Below are 19,295 nucleotides of genomic sequence, written 5' to 3'. Positions count from 1 at the left end.
AGGCGAGGATTATTCCAAGGTTTCTATGGTGTGCGACAAATTTGTATAAATGCACAGTTCACCGGCAATCGTCAGAGATTTCTTGACGATGTCTACCGGTGATAAATCGGTGTTTTCGAACAAGGCAATCGCGGCCGATTGGGCGAAACTGCCACCGGAACCGATCGCGCCTATGCCTTGATTCGGTTCAAGTACGTCGCCATTGCCAGTAATGACCAGTGTGGTGTCTTTATCTGCTACCAGCAACATCGCTTCCAGACGGCGCAGCATGCGGTCGGTTCGCCAGTCCTTCGCCAGCTCAACAGAGGCACGCATCAGGTGACCCTGATGTTTTTCCAATTTGGACTCAAAGCGTTCTATCAGCGTGAATGCATCAGCGGTGCCGCCGGCAAAACCTGCCAGCACTTTGTTGTGATACAGCTTACGTACTTTACGCGCCGTGCCTTTCATGACGATATTGCCTAGCGTGACTTGTCCGTCGCCACCGAGGGCAACAACATTACCGCGCCGCACGGTCAGTATGGTGGTGCCGTGAAATTGTTCCATATGAACCTCTCAAAATTGGAAAGGCATTCGTCGCACGACGAATGCCACAGGAAGCGAACTTCCGAATTGCTAGAAAATGGGGGGTAACTGCGGAATTACAAGAAGTGTTGAGCCGGTATCTGCTGTTTGCAGAGCGAATTCAGGTCAACTTTGCGCTGACGTACAGGATAAGGCAGCTGGAATTGCGTCGGAGTTAATGCTTACGCAAGCTGATGCTGGCGATATTTTTGAGACCCATGGCGTTGAATAACATCATGACCAGATAATTCACCTCGGTAAACTGGATGGACATACCAGGTTTGCCCGCTATTGGTGCCAAACCATTGAGCAATTCGGCTGTTGCACTGAACTCTACCCGTTCCAGCCGTGAGCAATCGAGTATCAGCGGATTGGTGTGATTGGCCTGATCTGCAATTTTTTTGAGCAAATCATCCATCTTGCCCTGGATGAGGGCAGGCATCGTAAAACGATCTGAGAAGGCGGCCTCTTCCTCGCGGTCTTCCTTCAGCGTGATTTCCGGGAAGGCACTGGTGATATTATTTTTTGGCGCATCAAACGACGGGGGGGAAACTTCAAAGGTCACGCAGTAATCCATGCTGACTTCTTCAAACGCGCGTTCAAAGTGCAGCAGTTGCAGTATTTCCAGCAACAACAACCAGGGTGCTTCCGTTTCATCACGGCGGCCAACTTGCAAAATGGCGCGTATGCGGTCCGCCAGGTCCTGTGCCCCTGCCAGCATCAGATCGTGATCTGATTTTTTTAAATTCTTCAGACAGCGCAATAACAGACCGCAGCCAACCGGATCGACTTCTTTGATGCGGCCAAAATCCAGCTTCAGGCTTTGGCTTCTGGCACCCTGAGTGTTGATCTTTTCGATGACTTTGATAATACCTGCATCGAGCTTGACCGGAAACAAAATAGTCGGTGTTGCAACGTTGCTGTCCTGGCTGATTTCCTGGTCAGCAGCATTGCCATGTTCTGGCCAAAGCGGTGGCGATGTTTCGAATTTGTTCGCATAGTCCAGCGACAGGCTTTCAAACATATGCTGGTTATTGGTCAGACGATACAGGTCGAACAGCATTTGCCAGCCGATTTCAGTCGCACTGCCCAAATTCTGATGATGAACCGCTGCTTGCAGCATATGCTCAGCGACTTCATTCTGCCCATTGGCGAATAGTATCGCGGCTTCTTCCAACACGGGAACCGACTCACTGTAGGCAATTGCATTGCCATGAATTTCGGTGTGCCCGCCGAGCAGATAGTCGGAAGGCATAGTCATCGGCAACGTCGTCTGGAAGTCCATGACGGAGGCGCGTTTTTCGATAGGCAGGGTATCTGCGGTCAGCGTTACTTCGCCAGTCACAGTGCCGGTGCCGGACTTGCTCAAATCAATTTTGGTCGCAACAGGGGGGCGAGTTTTCACGATGTCGCGAGACATCTCGAACTCTATCGCATCAATTTTTCTTTCAGTGGCACGTGCGATATGGCGTTGTGCAATGATGGAGTTGGTAAACAGATCACTATCCTGGAAGCCTGTGATCACAGTATTTCCAGATTTAGTACGGGTTTTTTTAGATGTGCTGCGCTCTGAGGCGCGCTCATCTTTTTTTCCACCCTTTTTACCGAACAGAGAAAAAATCCCCACTTTGATCCCGAAAAATTGTAGCTGAACTGTAGCTGTTAAACGACAAAATATTTACCGAGGTTCAAGTATATTCTGATTTAGAAGTGAAATGTAATCAGACTCCAAGCCTGTCAGAGGTTTTTAACTAAAGTTAAAAGTTGTTTTGTGGAAATAAACGGTAGTTAGGAGACAATCCTGTTGATTTCCAGCAAATTGGGGCGCTTTTTCACGCCCCAATTCGATTTCAGGGTTGACGGCAATGTACTGGAATTACAATTCGTAACAAAAAGCTGGGTAATCCTCACTTAAAAGCTGGTCCTGACACCTGCAATGAAGTGTCGCCCTGGCTGAGGCACACTGTCACGCAATACCGAGGTTGAGATGCGTATATCCTGATTCAGCAGATTTTTCGCCATCACAAACCAGGTCAGTTGTGCGCCTGCATACACCTGGGTATAGCTGAGGTCCAGATCGACTTTAGTATAGGAGGGCGTCACATAATTTTCAAAGCTGGCCAGTCTGTCCTGCTTTTGTGCGTGCAACACCTTTACCGATCCACGCCATGCCCCTTCGCGGTAGCCCAGATCGAGGCCAGTGCGGATGGCAGGTTGCAGTGGCAGATTACCGGCATTTTCCAGACGTCCGCGTGACATGTCTGCAAATGCACGGGCAGAAAAACCTTCACCTGTCTGATTAAAACTCAGTTCAGCTTCTGCGCCATGGATATTAGCGCGCGCTTGTGACCAGTAGCGGCGGCTGAATTCAGCGTCATCTGCCGGATTTCCCTCTTCATCCACTTTCACTCCATCGGTGTGGCCGTAGACATAATTTTGTACCTGGTTGTAGAAAGCATTGATTTTCCAGCGTACCAGGCCGTTTGTTTTCTGCAGGCTTAATTCCAGATTGCGTGATTTTTCTTTTTGCATATTGGGATTGCCAATATCAAAAGTCGCCGTGGATTCATGCGGGCCATTGGAATACAGCTCTTCGGTAGCCGGTGCGCGTTGGGCCAGTGAGTAGCTGAGGCCAGCAGCGTAGCCCGGCATGAATTGCCAGAGTCCGCCTAATGATGCCGAGTACAGGTCAAACTGACGCGCCGGCAAGCTGGCGATGGCCTCTGGTGTGCGTTTGACGTTTTCCAGGCGCAGCCCGGCACTGGTTAATACTTCGCCGATTTGCTTTTGTTCGACCACGAAGGCAGCCAAAGAATCCGATTTTGTCACGGGTACCGTATCCGCACGCCCGGTGGCAGCGGATAAGGCAGAGAATTTGACCGTTTCAAATTGCATTCCCCAGCTGCCCTGCCAGCCTTGCCAGGCATGATGATTCAGGACCAGGCGTCCTTCTGTGGATTGGTTTTTGAAGTTGGTGTTGGCGACGCCTTCCTCTGTTTTTTCCGTGTGCTGATAGTCCGTCGTACTCAGTTTCATACTGAGTGACTCAAAACCTGCCCAAGGGGCCAGCACTTTGCTGTCCAGATCAAACCGGTTTTGACGCATATCGATAAAGGATTTTTCTGCAGTCGGAATGCCGTAATGGTCATTCATCGTCTGCACTGCCGCGCCGACATATCCCCATTTCTGAATATACGAGCCGCCGAGCGTCAAACTGTGTTCACGGGTAAAACTGGATGGCAGTCTGCCGCTTGCAGAGTCCGCGTTGCCTGGGTTTGCCTTGCCGGGAATTGCGTAGTTATCAGTCTGACGGGCATTACCATCAATATGCCAGGCCAGCGCACCACTGGAGCCGTCAAGGCCGAACGAGCCGCTTTTTTCCTGATTGCCGCTGCCGGCGCGTAATTCCGCTTCGCCGCTTACTTGTTTGCTCAGGGTGGCAGGAATACGTCCGTCGATTACATTCACCAGGCCGCCTATCGCGCCGCTGCCATACAGCAGTGCTGCCGGGCCGCGCAGAATTTCGATTTGCTGGGCGGTTGCACTTTCACTGGCCACCGCATGGTCATTCGACAGACTGGAGACATCTGCGACGCCCATGCCGTTTTGCAGGATTTTGATGCGTGGGCCTTCCAGGCCGCGAATAATAGGACGCGAGGCACCTGCACCAAAGCCGGATGCCGACACACCGAGTTCGCCACCCAGCGTATCGCCCAAAGAGGTGCTGATTTTATTGCGTAATTCCGGGCCAGCCAGCACCTTGGCAGGTGTCAGCACTTGCATATCCTCGCCCTTACCCAAAGGATTTGAGGTGACGGTAACGGTGGAGATGGTTTCTGCAAAAGTTGGGCAGGCGAAGGCACTGAGGACTGCCGCGGCAGCCAGACGAAGTTGGTAAGACATAGATTTTCCTGAAACACGAATACGAAATGATGGTGCGCGGTGCTGTACGCAGACAGGCGCGCTCCTGAGGTGGCAACAGCCACCCGTTAGCTCAGAGGAGGGTATTTCGTGTGACAGGTGGTGCGCGGGAAGCGAATGCCAGCAGCAACTGTGCCAGCCAATCGGGTTTGGCAACCTGAGCAAGCGCAGGCGGCTGCACATTTAACAGCGGCACAACCGGTGGTATGAAAGTCAGATAGTCGGCGCAGGTACTGGCATCGGTTAATGCACAGGAGTGCAGCAGACTGTCATCGGACTGGCTTTCCGTGATATTCCAGACCGAATACGCCTGGCTGATCAGCTGTAATTGCGGTTTACCGCCTATCCAGTTCGCATGTGCGAGCCGGTGCGACAAGCCCGTCCACTGAGCCAGCAATAATGCGGGCAGCAGACACCAAAGCAGCCACAGGCGGCGTTGGTGGGGGGGACGTGCATGCGGTAAAGACATGTTCAGTGTGATTCAGTCAGAGTAGGGTTCCGTTGTTAGCGCTGACAACAAACGCTTATAGCAATACAATGCAGTCGTCTTGGCTGAGACGTCTGCATTGGGTCAAAGTTCCGCTACCTGCAAAAGATATGCAACAAAGTTGCGGTATCTGCCCAGAAAAAAGCGTGTATTGAATACACGCTTTTTATTATCCCGGTCAAAAATGACGCTAAGATTAATCGCCGTACAGTTTTTGTTTCATTTCACGTCTTTGCTGTGCTTCCAGCGACAAGGTCGCTGTTGGGCGTGCCAGCAGACGTGGTATGCCGATAGGTTCACCGGTTTCTTCGCACCAGCCGTAATCACCTTCATCGATGCTGGCGATGGCTTGCTGAACTTTTTTCAGCAGCTTGCGTTCACGGTCGCGGGTACGCAACTCTAACGCGTGTTCCTCTTCTATCGTGGCACGATCTGCCGGATCGGGAACAAGTACGGTTTCGCGAAGATGCTCGGTCGTTTCGTCGGCATTCTTCAATAAATCCTTTTCAAGCTGCTGCAAACGGGCCTTGAAAAATGCCAGTTGAGCAGCGTTCATATAATCCTGCTCTCCCATCGCGAGGATTTGTTCCTCGGTGAGCAGAGCTTCTGGGGCGCTGACTGTAGCAGTCGATTTAGTTGATTTGGTTGCCACTTCGCTTACTTTCGATACAACGGGTTAGTACATAGGACACGCTGAACACGGTGTTGCTTCAGCAGGAATATCCTCCCCTTACCAAACAGGCAGACGCATTTTGCAGCATCTGTCACTTGCAGTCCAGACAAGAATAGCTATTGGTAGCCCGTTAGTTTATACCAAACACTGCTCCAATCCTTGAATAAATATCTCTTTTGGTAGATTTTTGCCAATAAACACCATTTTGCTTTGCTTAATTTCACCTTCCGCCCACTTCATGCCGACATCTGTGCCCATGATTTGATGTACTCCCTGGAAAATGACTTTGCGGTCGGCGTTTTGCATATACAACACCCCCTTATAACGTAACATGCGTGGCCCAAAAACCTGCACCAGGCCGCCCAGAAATTCATCCAGCTGACCAGTGTTGAATGGCCGCTCGCTAGTAAATACGAAGGCTGCAATATCGTCTGAGTGATGGGCATGATGGTGGTTATGCGCACTATGCGCATGCCCGGTCTCATGCGTATGATGGTGATGTTCATGGCTGCAGTGCTCATCGCAATCTGCGTGTTCGTGCGTATGTTCGTGCGCTTCTTCGGCTTTCAGAAAGTCGGGGTCCAGTTCCAGTTTGGCATTCAAATGAAAGCCTTTGAGATCCAATACTTCTTTGATCGCGACCTGACCGAAATGGACTTCGCTGACAGTAGCGCGCGGATTCATGCGCAACAGCCGTGCGCGCAAAGCTGACACCGTGTCAGCATCGACCAGATCCGTTTTCGAGAGCAGGATTTTATCGGCGAAACCGACCTGGCGCTGGGCTTCTTCATGCTCATCAAGTTGCTGCATGGCATGTCGCGCATCTACCACAGTGACGACTGCATCAAGCATGTAATGCATGCCGACTTCTTCATCAACAAAAAAAGTCTGAGCGACTGGGCCCGGATTGGCCAGACCCGTGGTTTCTATCACCACATGATCAAAATCGATCTTGCCTGTCTGTTTTTGCTCTATCAGTTTGGCCAGCGCGACGATCAGATCGCCACGCACAGTGCAGCAGATGCAGCCGTTGTTCATTTCTATGATCTGCTCATTACTGTCTTGTAGCAGAATTTCATTGTCGATATTTTCCTGACCAAATTCATTTTCGATCACAGCGATGCGCAAGCCATGCTCTTCCTGCAGGATGCGGTTGAGCAGAGTCGTTTTACCAGCGCCGAGGAAACCAGTCAGTATCGTGGTGGGAATAAGTGCCATACAGTCTTTCTGCTTAATTTTTGCTTAATGATTCAGGAATGGTTTCATCAGGTCTGTGCACAGGCAGCGCACCAGCCCTTGATCGTCAGTTCAATTTCATGGCTCTGAAAGCCGCTGCCCAGCGTGGCTTGCAGGCTATGTTGCAATTGCTTTTGTACCGCAAGTGGCGCCTCGGTTCCGGTCAGGCAGAACACACGGGTGCAACGGGTACATTTGAAATGTCCATGCTGATGCTGTTGCTGCACACCTTGCACCTGTGCCTCATGGCTGGCGCTGTAACGGAACACGCGGTCATCGCCGGAAATTTTATGGATCAGACCCGCCTCGGTCAGGCAGTCCAGCGTGCGGTACAAAGTCACCCTGTCCATATCCGGAAAATCTTCCTGTACTTCTAAATGCGTCAAGGCGCGGCTGGCGCCCAGCAGCATGCTCAGCACATTGCGGCGCGCATCGGTATTGCGGATGCCGCTTGTTTCAAGCAGGTGCTGCGCCAGTTGGAGAGGTGAACGATTCATAGTGCAGGTCGAATTCTGAGAGGATGCTTATTATGCCTCAAAATGCAATTGAGTTGCAAAAATGAACGTGGTCCGCTTATTGCCCGCAAGCTTCAAATGACAAAACTAGCCTGGCCAATTCATGAACTTGTCACATTGGCTTCTTATACTCTGCCGCGACTTCTCCTGTTCCGGATATCCGTATTTCCATACATCTGGACAATTTCTTTATTAACCGCGTTCTGACGCTTGAGTGCTTTTTTTGGGTTGAATCATGTCTGATCAAATGAAAGCTGGCCGTCGCCAGGCATTAAAATTTCTCGCTGGTGCCCCATTGTTCCCTTTGGGTGCCATATCTGCATCTTCTTTGTTGACTGCCTGTGGCGGCGGTACCGATTTGCCTGCTGGCTCCGTGGTGCCGGTGCCGACTTTCGCATCCGCTGAGTTTGCCCCTATGGCTGCGCCAAGTCTGGCGAATGCCGCGGCGATGGCAACGACGACCGTAACGTCTGCATTGAACGTTAAGTTCAGCGATAACTCGGTACAGACTTACAAACTGGCTTACCAGCCTTTCTTCCTGACTGGTGACATGGTACCTGGCACTTCCGGCAGTAATGTACTGGCAGGCGGCTACTACGATATCAATAACAAGCCAATTATCGACAAAACTGTCGCAGGTAAAGAGCGTCAGTTCTTTTCAGATTCGCCAGACGGTACTTCTTTGCTGAGCGTTGCCAATCCTACAGTCACTGGTATCAAAGGTAAGGCTGTGTTTGCAGTGGTGCAGTTTGAGTACACCACCTGGGCACAGGATGGAAAAACCGATATGTACGGTGCATTGCCATCCCCAATCGCAGTACTGACACTGGATCAGGATCAGACGACCGGTAAGCTGAGCCTGGTTAAGTATCACAATGTAGATACATCGAAAGTGAATGGTTTGTGGATTACTTGCGGTTCCAGCCTGTCTCCATGGGGCACCCATCTGTCGAGTGAAGAATATGAGCCGGACGCATTCACCATCGCTAACAACACTATGTTCAGCGCCTACAGTACCAATCTGTACGGTGACGCGACTAAGGCCAATCCATACAATTACGGACATTTGCCAGAAGTGACGGTTAATCCGGATGGTACCGGTACCATCAAAAAGCACTACTGCCTGGGCCGTATATCGCATGAGTTGATACAGGTGATGCCGGATAACCGCACCGCACTGATGGGTGATGATGCGACTAACGGTGCATTGTTTATGTTCGTGGCAGACAAGGAAAAAGATCTGTCTTCCGGCAGCCTGTACGTAGCAAAAGTCGGTGCCGGATTCTCATTGGATGTGACGGCTGCCGGTGCGCCACTGAGCTGGATTAAATTAGGTTCCGCCACCAGTGCAGAAATCGAAGCATTGGCGCAGACCGTCAAGGCAACGGATATCATGGATGTGCGCACCTCGGATCCGGCTGATGCGACATTCACTAAGATCAATTTCAGTGGCAAAGTACAATGGGTACGTCTGAAAGCTGGCATGGAAAAAGCGGCTGCGTTCCTGGAAACGCATCGCTACGCAGCGTTGATGGGCGGCAGTATGGCTTTCACTAAGATGGAAGGCACTACCGTTAATGCGAAAGACAAGATTGCTTACTCCGCACTGCAAAACATGCAAAGTTCTATGGTGCGTGGCAATGCAGCATGGAATGAGGCGCATGGCGTGACCATAGACAAAGCCTTGAATGCGGGTGGTATTCTGGCGCACACCCTGGCTGGTTCGCAGAAGGACACGAAAGGTGCTGCAATCAACAGCGAATGGGTAGCGACAGTCACCAAGACCCTCCTGATCGGTGAAGACATCACCGCGGATGCACTGGGAAATACAGCTAATCCGGATAAAATCGGTGCGCCGGACAATCTGAAATTCTCGGAAAAACTGCGTACCCTGTTTATTGGTGAAGACAGCAGCTACCACGTCAATAACTTCCTGTGGGCCTATAACGTCGATACCAAGCAGTTGTCACGCGTTGCGTCGATGCCAGCTGGTGCCGAAGCAACCGGTTTGTCTGTGGTCGATGATCTGAATGGCTGGACTTACATCACCAGTAATTTCCAACATCCGGGTGACTGGGGTAGCATCCACAAAGTGGTACAGCCTACGCTGGATCCATTGGTACGTGCCAACTACAAAGACCGCTTTGCCGCAGCGGTTGGTTATTTGACTGCAGATATTGGCAGTGTGAAGTTAAATAAATAATTAAATCTTGGTATTGCTTTGAATCCGGAGCCTGAAAGCTTGGCTCCGGATTCAATTTGATAATTAAGTTTAAAAATGGGGAACTTAGTTTCCCATTTTTTTTGCATTCAGGTTCCGGAAGATTTTTTTGCTCTGGGGTGTGCCTGATCGTAGACTTTAGCCAAATGCTGAAAGTCCAGTGCGGTATACACCTGTGTCGCAGCCAGTGAACTATGCCCAAGCATTTCCTGTACTGCGCGGATATCGCCTGATGATTGCAGTACGTGTGCCGCAAATGAATGTCTGAGCATATGCGGATGCACATTGGCAGGAATGTCCAGTGACTGCGCATGCGCCTTGATTCTGAGCTGTACCAGGCGGGGTGACATACGGGTGCCGCGCTCGGTCAGAAATAAGGGATGCGGATCGGCTTTTAATAAAGCACCGCGCACAGCAATCCAGGCACGCAGCGCTGTCAGCGCATGGCTGCCTACCGGTACGATGCGCTGCTTATTTCCCTTGCCGGTCACATGCACTTCTGCCTGCTCCAGATCGACATAGGCTGCAGACTGGTAATTCCCTTCGTGCACAGCTTCAATATCCAGACTGACCAGCTCTGATACACGCAAACCGCTGGAGTACAGCAATTCAAACATGGCACGGTTGGCATATGCGGTGGGACTATCGCTGCTTTGTTGTGACACCAGGCGCGATGCATCATCCGGCCCCAGTGCTTCGGGCAGCGGCGCGTTTTTTTTGGGAGCACGCAGGCCTTGTAGTGGATTGACCGTAATTTTCTGTTGTTCACACAGCCATTGAAAATAACCACGCCAACTCGACAGTTTGCGTGAAATGCTGCGTGGATTCAGGCCGCTGCCATGCAATTTCGCCGAAATGCGGCGTAATTGCGTGGTGGTCAGCGTGGCGACAGAATGTGGCTGAGCAAGTGCAACTAATTCCCTCAGGTCGAGCGCGTAACTGTTCAAAGTGTGCGCGGACAAGCGGCGCTGACTATGCAGTATATCCAGATAAGCGGAGATATCTGCTGCAGACTCAGCCTCGCTCATGGCAGCTTACTGCTGTATCAGGCAGGCCAGTGCCGCGCTGGTGGTGTCTGCAATCTGCACCAGGAAATCCGTTGCCATTTCTTTGGTGTAGCGTGCCGGATCGGGAGAACCCAATACCAGCAAACCAAACACCGCAGCACCGGCCTGCGTGCGCAGCGGCAGCATGGCGATGGATTTAACAGCGGCGTCGCTTTCTATCCAGTTGGCTGCTTCAAATTCCTGATTCGCGCCGCAAAATGGAGCTTGCAGGCCTCTGGCGAACAGGCGTGCATCGTCATTGACGGATTCTGCAAACCAGGTATGGGCAAATTCCGGTGCCACATTCCACAAACGTAAAGTCGCATGCGGCAAATCGAAGATATCCTGCAGACCTCGGGTCAGAATATGTGGCAGATCAACGTCATTGCGCGCCATCAGCAATTCCCGCGTCCAGCGCTGGAATTTCCTGGTGATATCGTGATTCTCTTCAGCGTTGCGCATCAGATCAGACAATTTCAATTCCAGCGTACGGTATTTTTCACGCACCACTTCCATCTGTCTTTCCTGCAGCGAGATGGCACGACCCATCACCGGGCTGGTCAGTTTGATGGCACTCAGTAATTCAGCATGTTCTTCGAAAAATTGCGGATGCTGGATAAGATAGGTTGCGATATCAGTTGAATTCATGGGCTATAGCTATACACAGAGTTGCGACAGGCAAAAGTCTGCCGTCTTATAGATTAATTTCGCCTTCAAATACCGTCACGGCAGGGCCACTGAGCATGACCGCTTGTTCAGGTCCGGCCCAGGCAATCGACAGTTCGCCGCCGCGCGCCGAGACCTGCACCGGGCTATCCAGCAGGCCGCGCCGGATACCGGCGACGACTGCAGCACAGGCACCGGTGCCACAAGCCAGCGTCTCACCTGCACCACGTTCAAATACGCGCAGCCGGATATGATGGCGGTTAACGATTTGCATGAAACCGGCATTGATACGGTTCGGGAAGCGTTCATGGTTTTCAATTAGCGGGCCATCCTGACTGACCGGCGCACTGTCGATATCGTCCACCACCTGCACTGCATGCGGATTTCCCATCGATACCAGCGAGAACAGCGTGGTCTTGCCGTTTATTTGCAACGGCCATAACTGATCATCACCCTGCGGCGTGGCGACTAAGCCATTGACGTCAGCCGGGACCCTGGCTGGTTCAAGTACAGGTGCGCCCATATCCACGGTGATGCTGCCATCGGCTTCCAGGCGTGGTTCTATCACACCGGACATGGTTTCTACACGTATGCTGGATTTGTCAGTCAGTTTCTTGTCTGTGACAAAGCGTACAAAAGCGCGCGAGCCGTTACCGCACTGCTCAACTTCTCCGCCATCGGCATTAAAAATACGATAGCGAAAATCGACGTCAGGCGCGATGCTGGCCTCGACCACCAGGATCTGATCAGCACCGATGCCAAAACGTCGGTCGCCTATGCGGCGGTACTGATCGGGGCTCAGTTGTATGGATTGACTGATGGCATCGATGACGACAAAGTCATTTCCTGCGCCATGCATTTTGGTGAATTTGAGTTTCATGCGTTCATTATATCGCGTGAAACTGTACTGAACGGTAAGCAGCTTTGCAATTCCTGCCTACATATGGCGGCAGCAAAACCGGATATGCTCACCGCTGCTGATAAAACAACAGAAATGTTAAAAACTATGACTTAAGTCAATCTTTAGTTGTAAAATGCGCACCGGTCATTTTAAATGATTATGTTATTTACAATAAAAGGATACATGATGTTGAAAAAATTGAGTATTGCAGCTGCTATCGCAGTGCTGTCTATCTCCGCTCAAGCTCAGACAGCAAATGCTGTTTACGTTGGCGCTGATGTTGGTTCTACAACTATTGACGGCTTGTCCGGTAACAAAACTAGCTACGGTGCTTTGGCTGGTTACAAATTCAGCGAAAACGTTGCTGCTGAAGTGGCTTATCGTCATTTATTCAAGGCAGAGTCTGGTTCCAAATCAACTGACTTAAACCAAGCTATGATCTCTGTTCTGGGTATCGTTCCAGTCAGCAAAGAATTCCAAGTATTTGGTCGCTTGGGTTATAACACCGTTAAAGGTGATTCATCCGTTTCCAGCGCTTTATATGGTGTTGGCGTTCAGTACCAGTTCACAGCGAACATCGGTGCACGTCTGGAATTCCAAAAACCAGGCAGCGACACTAAAAACTTCAGCGCTGGCGTAACTTACGCATTCTAAGCGTCAGTTCTTCAGTCTGAGTTTTGTCAGAAACGGCTACTGTATTCAGTAGCCGTTTTTTATTTTAAGTCGAGTTCAGTGTTTATAAACACCACAGCCTATCACCAGTTCTTCGCTGACTCTTTCGATGTAAGAGCTTTTGTGCTCGACTTTCTGAGTCAGTGGATTGAGGATGCTGTAGTCTACCCAGCCGCCTTTGGCGGGCAAGGCAAACGCATCCTGTACTAATTGGCGTCCGTTTAATCCGGGGACATTGAATAAATTGACCTTCAGTTTTTCAGCGTTACCTCCAAATGCGCGGTACTGACCCTGGCGGTCAAACGCAAACACATACATATCGCGATCGGCAAACTGTTGTTGCTGGTTGGCGGTAATCAGTGACAAGGCCGCCTGGGATTTGTCACGATATAAGGCGACCGCAATTTTCACCATTTTCAGTGCTTCATCGGCAGTGCCCTGACGTAGTTTAAAAGTGGATACTGACCTGGCCAGCAAGCCGGCCCGCTCTTCCAGTTCCATCGCATTAAACTTGGCATGATCAGCCATCTGACCATTGCTTTGCGTGATTTCATCGAGATGATGCAAGGCTTCTGAAATCTGGGCCAGCCCATTACTTTGCTCGACGGAGGCGACAGAAATCACGTTGATATTGCTGGCCAGCTCGCGGATGCCGGTCACGATATCTGTCAGGGTTTGATTGACCTGATTGATTTGTGCTACGCCATGTTTGACCTGATGGACCGATTCTTCTATCAGTTGCCGGATCTGGCGTGAAGAATCGGCACTGCGTTGGGCCAGGCCGCGTACTTCTGATGCGACCACCGCAAAACCGCGTCCCTGTTCGCCTGCTCTGGCCGCTTCGACTGCCGCATTGAGTGCGAGGATATTGGTCTGGAATGCGATGCCATCGATGATGCTGATGATGTCCTGCACTTTTAATGCGCTGCTCTGTATGCCTTGCATGGAAACGACCGCTTCCTGCATAGTGCCGCCGCTGGATTCGGCGATGGCCTGAACTTTTGAGGCGAGCTGATCGACCGCGGTTGCACTGTCGGCATTTTTTCTGACGGTATCAGCCAGATCTTCTACGCTGGCAGAGGTTTGTTCGAGGCTGGAAGCCTGCTGTTCAGTGCGTGCAGATAGCTCGCTAATGCCTGAGGCCAGATCTTCACCTAACTGGCTGACCATACAGGAATTGCTGCGCACATTTGCTACCAGTGCGGATAACTGATCATTCATGCTTTCCAGCTTACCGCCGGTAAGCGCCAATTCATCTGCGCCATCGATATGTATGCGCCGGGTCAAATCGCCGGATGCAACTGCCTGCGCTGAGATATCGAGTGCCCGTAATGCCGCCATAAAGCCACTATAGAATGCCATCAGCACGTAGATCGCAGCGATAAAACTCAATATGGTCGTGATCACGATGATATTGCGACTGAATTGCAAATCGCTGACACGCTCGCTCAGTAAGCCAGTCAGCCGGTCTTCCAGCTTTTCCTGTAGTGCCAATGCCAGTTCTATGGTCTTAGTACCTTGTGCAAAGTAGGTTTTGGCATCGCCACTCACTTCGTCTGCCAGCAGCAATTTGGTCGCCAGTGCAATAAAGGACTCACTCGCTTCAAATGCGTCTTTGCGCGAGCTCAGTATGGTTTCTCCCGAACGTTGCAACGGCCCTTCCAAACTGGAGAGTGCCTTCATCGCTGCGCGCAGTGCATCGATACGTGAGTAGATTCCCGCTTTATCAATGAATTCCATTTTGCCAGTACGGATATAGCCCGCACCTAAACCACGCAACAAGGCCAGATGCTCGGTCCAGACCGGGATTTTTAAGATCGTCGCATCCATCAGAAAATAGGTATTGGCGGCGGGATCGAGCAGCAAACCGCTTTGCTCAGCGAGCAGCGTGGAAAATTCCAGAATACGGCTGACTAAGGCATTGTGCTGACGGATGCTGTCAGCCGCAGTTGCGGCGATCTGGCCGTTGGCGAGCCGGGTCAGTTCAGCTTGCAATACGGCCCAGTCTTTATCCAGACTCCAATCCGGATGCTGGCTGACGTCCTGACTAATGATTTTCAGGCTGTCAGAGAGTTGCGAGCGGGTGGCACTCAGCGCATCGTCGACGGGTTCAGCGGCGAATTTCAAATTCACCTGGCCACGGTGCTTTTGGGTTTGTATCACCAGCGTCATGATATGACGGCTTACTGCGACGCCCATGTGTTCGTTTTCTGCCACACTGAGTTCGGCATTGATTTTACCCAATATGAACAGGCTGAGGCCGAATATAGGGATGATCAGAATGGCGAACATGCCCAGTAATTTCACACGCAGGCTGAGATGGCTCATCAGTAATGCGGCGGGTGCGAGTAGACGACGTAACAGCGTGGACATCAAATCCTCCTGTTGTGTACAGAGTAGCGCGGGTTGCTAATTGTTACATATTTCAATGGGGAAATGCGCATAGTGATAAAAAACAACATGCCTGAAATTTAAGCAATTTCCTCAGGGTAGCAAGCCAGTACACTTTATGAAAGTGTCAGTCATACTGTACTGGTCATTTTCTGGGTACCTGTACATGGGGATGGTGCAAACAGCATGTTAATGTGCGCCCGGACTGAACAGGATATGATGCACCCACAAGGTGATTCTGCAGCAGGGCGAAGACCATTCGCCACTAAATATATAAAAGCACGGAGACCCCATGAACGCACCCCACCAAGCCGAGCAGCAGGCGCTGATCGACAATTCTATTTCCCTGGACGACAAATACACACTGGAGCGCGGACACGCGTTCATGACGGGCACGCAGGCCCTGATACGCCTGATGATGCTGCAACGTCAGGCGGATGAAAAAGCGGGTTTGAATACCGCCGGCTTTATCAGTGGTTATCGCGGTTCACCGCTAGGAAATGTCGATCTGACCGCAGCCAAAGCGAAAAAACATTTAGGCAAATATCACGTCAAATTTCACCCTGGTGTGAATGAAGATCTGGCCGCTACTTCGGTCTGGGGTACGCAGCAGGTCAATATGTTCCCCGATGCGAAATACGATGGCGTATTTGCGATGTGGTACGGTAAGGGCCCGGGGGTTGATCGTTGTGGTGACGTGTTCAAACATGCGAATCTGGCAGGCACCTCTAAGCATGGTGGTGTATTGGTGGTGGCGGGTGATGATCATGCCGCTAAATCCTCGACTGCAGCGCATCAGTCTGAGCACATACTGAAAGCTTGCGGCATACCGGTGTTATATCCGTCTACCGTACAGGAATATCTGGACTACGGTCTGCACGGTATCGCCTTGTCGCGCTATACCGGTTTGTGGGTCTCGATGAAATGCGTGACCGATATCGTGGAATCCGGCTCTGTGGTGGAAATCAATCCTGACCGCGTACAACCGGTGATTCCTGAAGATTTTGTATTGCCTGCTGACGGCGTCAATATCCGTACCCCGGACCCTGTGCTGGCGCAGGAAGTCCGCATGAATAACTATAAATGGTATGCCGCGCTGGCCTATGCGCGCGCTAATAAACTAAACCAGATTATCTGGGACAGCCCGCATGCCAAGATCGGTATTATCACTGCCGGTAAATCTTATCTCGACACCCGCGAAGCGCTGGCGGATCTGGGCATCGATGAGCAAATCGCCAAAGACATCGGCATCCGCCTGTACAAGATAGGCATGACCTGGCCACTCGAGTCGGAGGGTGTGCGTGAGTTTGCTCAGGGTCTGGAAGAAATTCTGGTGGTCGAAGAAAAGCGCCAGATTTTGGAGTATGCACTCAAAGAAGAATTGTATAACTGGGCCGATGAAGTTCGCCCACGCGTAGTCGGCAAATTTGATGACAGCGGCGAATGGAGCAATCTGCATGGTTCTGGCCATGGCGAATGGCTGCTGCCAGCAACCTATGAACTGAGCCCGGCGCAGATTGCACGTGCGATTGCTTCGCGCGTCACCCGCTACTTCGCCGGTCATCCGGTTGAACAAAGCGTCAAGAAGCGCGTTGCCTTCCTGGAAGCCAAAGAAGCGGCGCTGGCGAATGTCGGCAAGCCTGATCCTATGAAGGACCGCGTACCGCATTTCTGTTCCGGTTGTCCGCACAATACCTCGACCCGTGTACCGGAAGGCAGCCGCGCGCTGGCTGGTATCGGTTGCCATTACATGGTGACCTGGATGGACAGAGAAACCTCTACTTTCACCCACATGGGTGGCGAAGGCGTGACCTGGGTAGGCGCAGCGCCGTTCACCAATGAAAAGCACGTGTTCTGTAATCTGGGTGACGGAACTTACTATCACTCCGGTTTGCTGGCGATCCGCGCTGCGGTATCCGGCGATGTGAACATCACTTATAAAATCCTGTTCAATGATGCAGTCGCCATGACTGGTGGCCAGGAATTCGATGGCCCGCTGGACCCGGGCATGATCTCGCGTCAGATCGCGGCGGAAGGTGTGAACCCGATTATCGTGGTCACCGATGAACCGGAAAAATATCCGGCGGGTTATCCGTGGGCGGCCGGTGTGACGGTGCGTCACCGTTCAGAACTCGATGCGGTACAGCGCGAACTGCGTGAATGCAAGGGCGTTTCAGCCATGATTTACGATCAGACCTGCGCTTCCGAAAAACGCCGTCGCCGCAAAAAAATCGACAAAGATGGCAAGCCTGGTTTCCCTGACCCGGCCAAACGTGCCGTCATCAATGAAGCGGTATGCGAAGGTTGCGGCGATTGCTCAGTACAGTCTAACTGCTTGTCAGTCGAGCCTTTGGAAACCGAATTCGGCCGTAAGCGTCAGATCAACCAGTCATCCTGCAACAAGGATTTCTCTTGCGTGAATGGCTTTTGCCCTAGTTTTGTGACGGTGGAAGGTGGCAAGCTCAAGAAGCCGGCCAAGCTGAAAATTGAAGCGGGCAACGCGCTGGATGTGAAGACCCTGCCGTATCCGGCACTGCCATCGACCGCCACACCGTTTGGCGTGCTGGTGACAGGTGTGGGTGGTACCGGTGTTATCACGATCGGTCAGATCATGGCGATGGCCGCGCATTTGCAAGGCAAAGCCTGTTCCGTGCTGGACATGACAGGGCTGGCGCAAAAAGGTGGCGCGGTGATGTCCCATGTGCGTCTGGCAGATAAAGCCAGTGATATTCAGTCGACCCGGGTTGGCACCGGTATGGCGGATCTGGTCATCGGTTGCGACCTGATCGTGACAGCCGGTAAGGATGCCTTGTCACGCATGGGTGAGGGCCGTACTTTTGCCGCCATCAATGCGAATGGTACACCGACTTCGACCTTCATTAAAAATCCTAACTGGCAGTTCCCGGGCGAATCGGCAGAAAACGATATCCGCAAAGCCTGCGGTGCTGATCGTGTGGATCTGATCGATGCAGCTTCGATTGCGACGGCCTTGATGGGCGATAACATTGCGACCAATATGTTCATCCTCGGTTATGCCTGGCAAAAAGGCTGGGTGCCGCTGGAAGAAGTCGCGCTGATGCGTGCCATCGAACTCAATGGCGTTTCTATCGATTTCAATAAACAGGCATTCAACTGGGGACGTCTGGCCGCGCACGATCTGGCGGCCGTTAAACGTCTGGCGACACCAGCGCAAGTGGTGGAAATCAAACGTCAGCCTACGCTGAATGAAGTCATAGAAAAACGCCTGGCCTTCCTGACCGATTATCAGAATGCCGACTACGCAGCAATGTACAAAAACTTTGTTGAGCAGGTCAAAGCGGCGGAAGAAAAAGTCGTGGCAGGTGCGCCATTGCGTTTGACTGAAGCGGTAGCGAAATATCTGTTCAAGCTGATGGCGTACAAAGACGAATACGAAGTCGCCCGTCTGTACACCGATGGCAAATTCCAGAAAAAAGTCGCTGACATGTTTGAAGGTGATTATCAGATTCACTTCCATCTGGCGCCACCGATGCTTGCCAAGCGTGATGCCAAAGGTAATCTGCTCAAGAAACAATATGGTCCATGGATGATGAAAATGTTTGGTGTACTGGCCAGTATGAAGTCTTTACGTGGCACCAAGCTGGATGTGTTCGGCTATACCGAAGAGCGTCGCACAGAACGTGAATTGCCAGTCGCGTACCGTCAAACCATTATGCAGTTGCTGCCATTGCTGAATGCCGATAATCTGGCCAAAGCGGTGGCGATCGCTGCGATACCGGAAGATATCCGTGGATACGGTCATGTGAAGGAACGTCATCTGGTGGCAGCGAAAAACAAAGAAGCGGGCTTGCTGGCTGAGTTTCACAGCGCCGGGCAGCAACAGCGCGCAGCCTGATTCTTAGGGTGTCCGGGATGAACACCTCCCGGACGCGCGTATCAGACTCTGTGTTCAGCATCAAAATATGAAAAGGTCAGCTATGCTGACCTTTTTTTATCCATGTCAGCTGACCAGCCACCAAATAA

Annotated in this window: 14 protein-coding genes; 3 read left to right on the top strand and 11 right to left on the bottom strand. The window is 51.6% G+C overall.

The window, feature by feature from the left end:
* Positions 1-9: 9 nt before the first annotated feature.
* The 7 genes from hslV to EYB48_RS04370 form a co-directional block, all read right to left on the bottom strand.
* The gene (hslV, locus tag EYB48_RS04400; protein ID WP_162019096.1) at positions 10-546 is read right to left on the bottom strand and encodes an ATP-dependent protease subunit HslV; all 537 of its coding nucleotides are present in this window, start codon (positions 544-546) and stop codon (positions 10-12) included.
* A gap of 193 nt (positions 547-739) precedes the next feature.
* The gene (locus tag EYB48_RS04395) at positions 740-2,191 is read right to left on the bottom strand and encodes an STAS domain-containing protein (RefSeq protein ID WP_162019095.1); all 1,452 of its coding nucleotides are present in this window, start codon (positions 2,189-2,191) and stop codon (positions 740-742) included.
* 284 nt (positions 2,192-2,475) lie between these two features.
* Entirely contained in the window at positions 2,476-4,467 is a 1,992-nt protein-coding gene (locus EYB48_RS04390) for a TonB-dependent receptor (RefSeq protein WP_162019094.1), read from the bottom strand.
* 91 nt (positions 4,468-4,558) lie between these two features.
* A complete protein-coding gene (locus EYB48_RS04385; protein ID WP_162019093.1) occupies positions 4,559-4,954 on the bottom strand; it encodes a hypothetical protein in 396 nt (131 codons plus the stop codon).
* Positions 4,955-5,168: 214 nt separating this feature from the next.
* Positions 5,169-5,573, bottom strand: coding sequence for an RNA polymerase-binding protein DksA (gene dksA / locus EYB48_RS04380; RefSeq protein ID WP_162019428.1), 405 nt, complete (start codon positions 5,571-5,573; stop codon positions 5,169-5,171).
* Positions 5,574-5,780: 207 nt separating this feature from the next.
* Positions 5,781-6,863, bottom strand: coding sequence for a CobW family GTP-binding protein (locus tag EYB48_RS04375; RefSeq protein ID WP_162019092.1), 1,083 nt, complete (start codon positions 6,861-6,863; stop codon positions 5,781-5,783).
* A 47-nt stretch (positions 6,864-6,910) separates the two neighbouring features.
* Complete coding sequence (locus EYB48_RS04370; RefSeq protein ID WP_162019091.1) at positions 6,911-7,378, bottom strand: Fur family transcriptional regulator; 468 nt, start codon at positions 7,376-7,378, stop codon at positions 6,911-6,913.
* A gap of 253 nt (positions 7,379-7,631) precedes the next feature.
* Here EYB48_RS04370 and EYB48_RS04365 point away from each other — a divergent pair, with 253 nt between their 5' ends.
* Positions 7,632-9,599 (top strand): PhoX family protein, encoded by a 1,968-nt coding sequence (locus EYB48_RS04365; protein WP_162019090.1) that lies wholly within the window; start codon positions 7,632-7,634, stop codon positions 9,597-9,599.
* A gap of 107 nt (positions 9,600-9,706) precedes the next feature.
* Here EYB48_RS04365 and EYB48_RS04360 read toward each other — a convergent pair whose 3' ends face one another.
* Genes EYB48_RS04360 through dapF form a run of 3 tightly spaced genes read right to left on the bottom strand, consistent with a single transcriptional unit; the run spans position 9,707 to position 12,209 of the window.
* Positions 9,707-10,645 (bottom strand): tyrosine recombinase XerC, encoded by a 939-nt coding sequence (locus EYB48_RS04360; protein ID WP_162019089.1) that lies wholly within the window; start codon positions 10,643-10,645, stop codon positions 9,707-9,709.
* A 6-nt stretch (positions 10,646-10,651) separates the two neighbouring features.
* A complete protein-coding gene (locus EYB48_RS04355; RefSeq protein WP_162019088.1) occupies positions 10,652-11,311 on the bottom strand; it encodes a DUF484 family protein in 660 nt (219 codons plus the stop codon).
* A gap of 46 nt (positions 11,312-11,357) precedes the next feature.
* The gene (gene dapF, locus EYB48_RS04350) at positions 11,358-12,209 is read right to left on the bottom strand and encodes a diaminopimelate epimerase (RefSeq protein WP_162019087.1); all 852 of its coding nucleotides are present in this window, start codon (positions 12,207-12,209) and stop codon (positions 11,358-11,360) included.
* 204 nt (positions 12,210-12,413) lie between these two features.
* Here dapF and EYB48_RS04345 point away from each other — a divergent pair, with 204 nt between their 5' ends.
* The gene (locus EYB48_RS04345) at positions 12,414-12,884 is read left to right on the top strand and encodes a porin family protein (protein ID WP_235934904.1); all 471 of its coding nucleotides are present in this window, start codon (positions 12,414-12,416) and stop codon (positions 12,882-12,884) included.
* 75 nt (positions 12,885-12,959) lie between these two features.
* Here the strand turns inward: EYB48_RS04345 and EYB48_RS04340 are convergent, their stop codons facing one another.
* Positions 12,960-15,275, bottom strand: coding sequence for a methyl-accepting chemotaxis protein (locus tag EYB48_RS04340; protein ID WP_162019085.1), 2,316 nt, complete (start codon positions 15,273-15,275; stop codon positions 12,960-12,962).
* A 310-nt stretch (positions 15,276-15,585) separates the two neighbouring features.
* On the opposite strand from EYB48_RS04340, the gene EYB48_RS04335 reads away from it, so the two are divergent.
* Positions 15,586-19,167, top strand: coding sequence for an indolepyruvate ferredoxin oxidoreductase family protein (locus EYB48_RS04335; RefSeq protein WP_162019084.1), 3,582 nt, complete (start codon positions 15,586-15,588; stop codon positions 19,165-19,167).
* The last annotated feature ends 128 nt before the right edge of the window (positions 19,168-19,295 follow it).

This window comes from Cognatundibacterium crateris (genome assembly GCF_010078235.1).
In the GTDB taxonomy this organism is placed as follows: domain Bacteria; phylum Pseudomonadota; class Gammaproteobacteria; order Burkholderiales; family Burkholderiaceae_D; genus Undibacterium; species Undibacterium crateris.
This window is presented reverse-complemented; position numbering and strand designations above follow the sequence as displayed.

Coding starts and splice junctions, on each gene's coding strand:
- hslV (WP_162019096.1), bottom strand. CDS start 546: ATGGAACAATTTCACGGCACCACCATACTGACCGTGCGGCGCGGTAAT.
- EYB48_RS04390 (WP_162019094.1), bottom strand. CDS start 4,467: ATGTCTTACCAACTTCGTCTGGCTGCCGCGGCAGTCCTCAGTGCCTTC.
- EYB48_RS04385 (WP_162019093.1), bottom strand. CDS start 4,954: ATGTCTTTACCGCATGCACGTCCCCCCCACCAACGCCGCCTGTGGCTG.
- EYB48_RS04375 (WP_162019092.1), bottom strand. CDS start 6,863: ATGGCACTTATTCCCACCACGATACTGACTGGTTTCCTCGGCGCTGGT.
- EYB48_RS04370 (WP_162019091.1), bottom strand. CDS start 7,378: ATGAATCGTTCACCTCTCCAACTGGCGCAGCACCTGCTTGAAACAAGC.
- EYB48_RS04365 (WP_162019090.1), top strand. CDS start 7,632: ATGTCTGATCAAATGAAAGCTGGCCGTCGCCAGGCATTAAAATTTCTC.
- EYB48_RS04360 (WP_162019089.1), bottom strand. CDS start 10,645: ATGAGCGAGGCTGAGTCTGCAGCAGATATCTCCGCTTATCTGGATATA.
- EYB48_RS04355 (WP_162019088.1), bottom strand. CDS start 11,311: ATGAATTCAACTGATATCGCAACCTATCTTATCCAGCATCCGCAATTT.
- dapF (WP_162019087.1), bottom strand. CDS start 12,209: ATGAAACTCAAATTCACCAAAATGCATGGCGCAGGAAATGACTTTGTC.
- EYB48_RS04345 (WP_235934904.1), top strand. CDS start 12,414: ATGATGTTGAAAAAATTGAGTATTGCAGCTGCTATCGCAGTGCTGTCT.
- EYB48_RS04340 (WP_162019085.1), bottom strand. CDS start 15,275: ATGTCCACGCTGTTACGTCGTCTACTCGCACCCGCCGCATTACTGATG.
- EYB48_RS04335 (WP_162019084.1), top strand. CDS start 15,586: ATGAACGCACCCCACCAAGCCGAGCAGCAGGCGCTGATCGACAATTCT.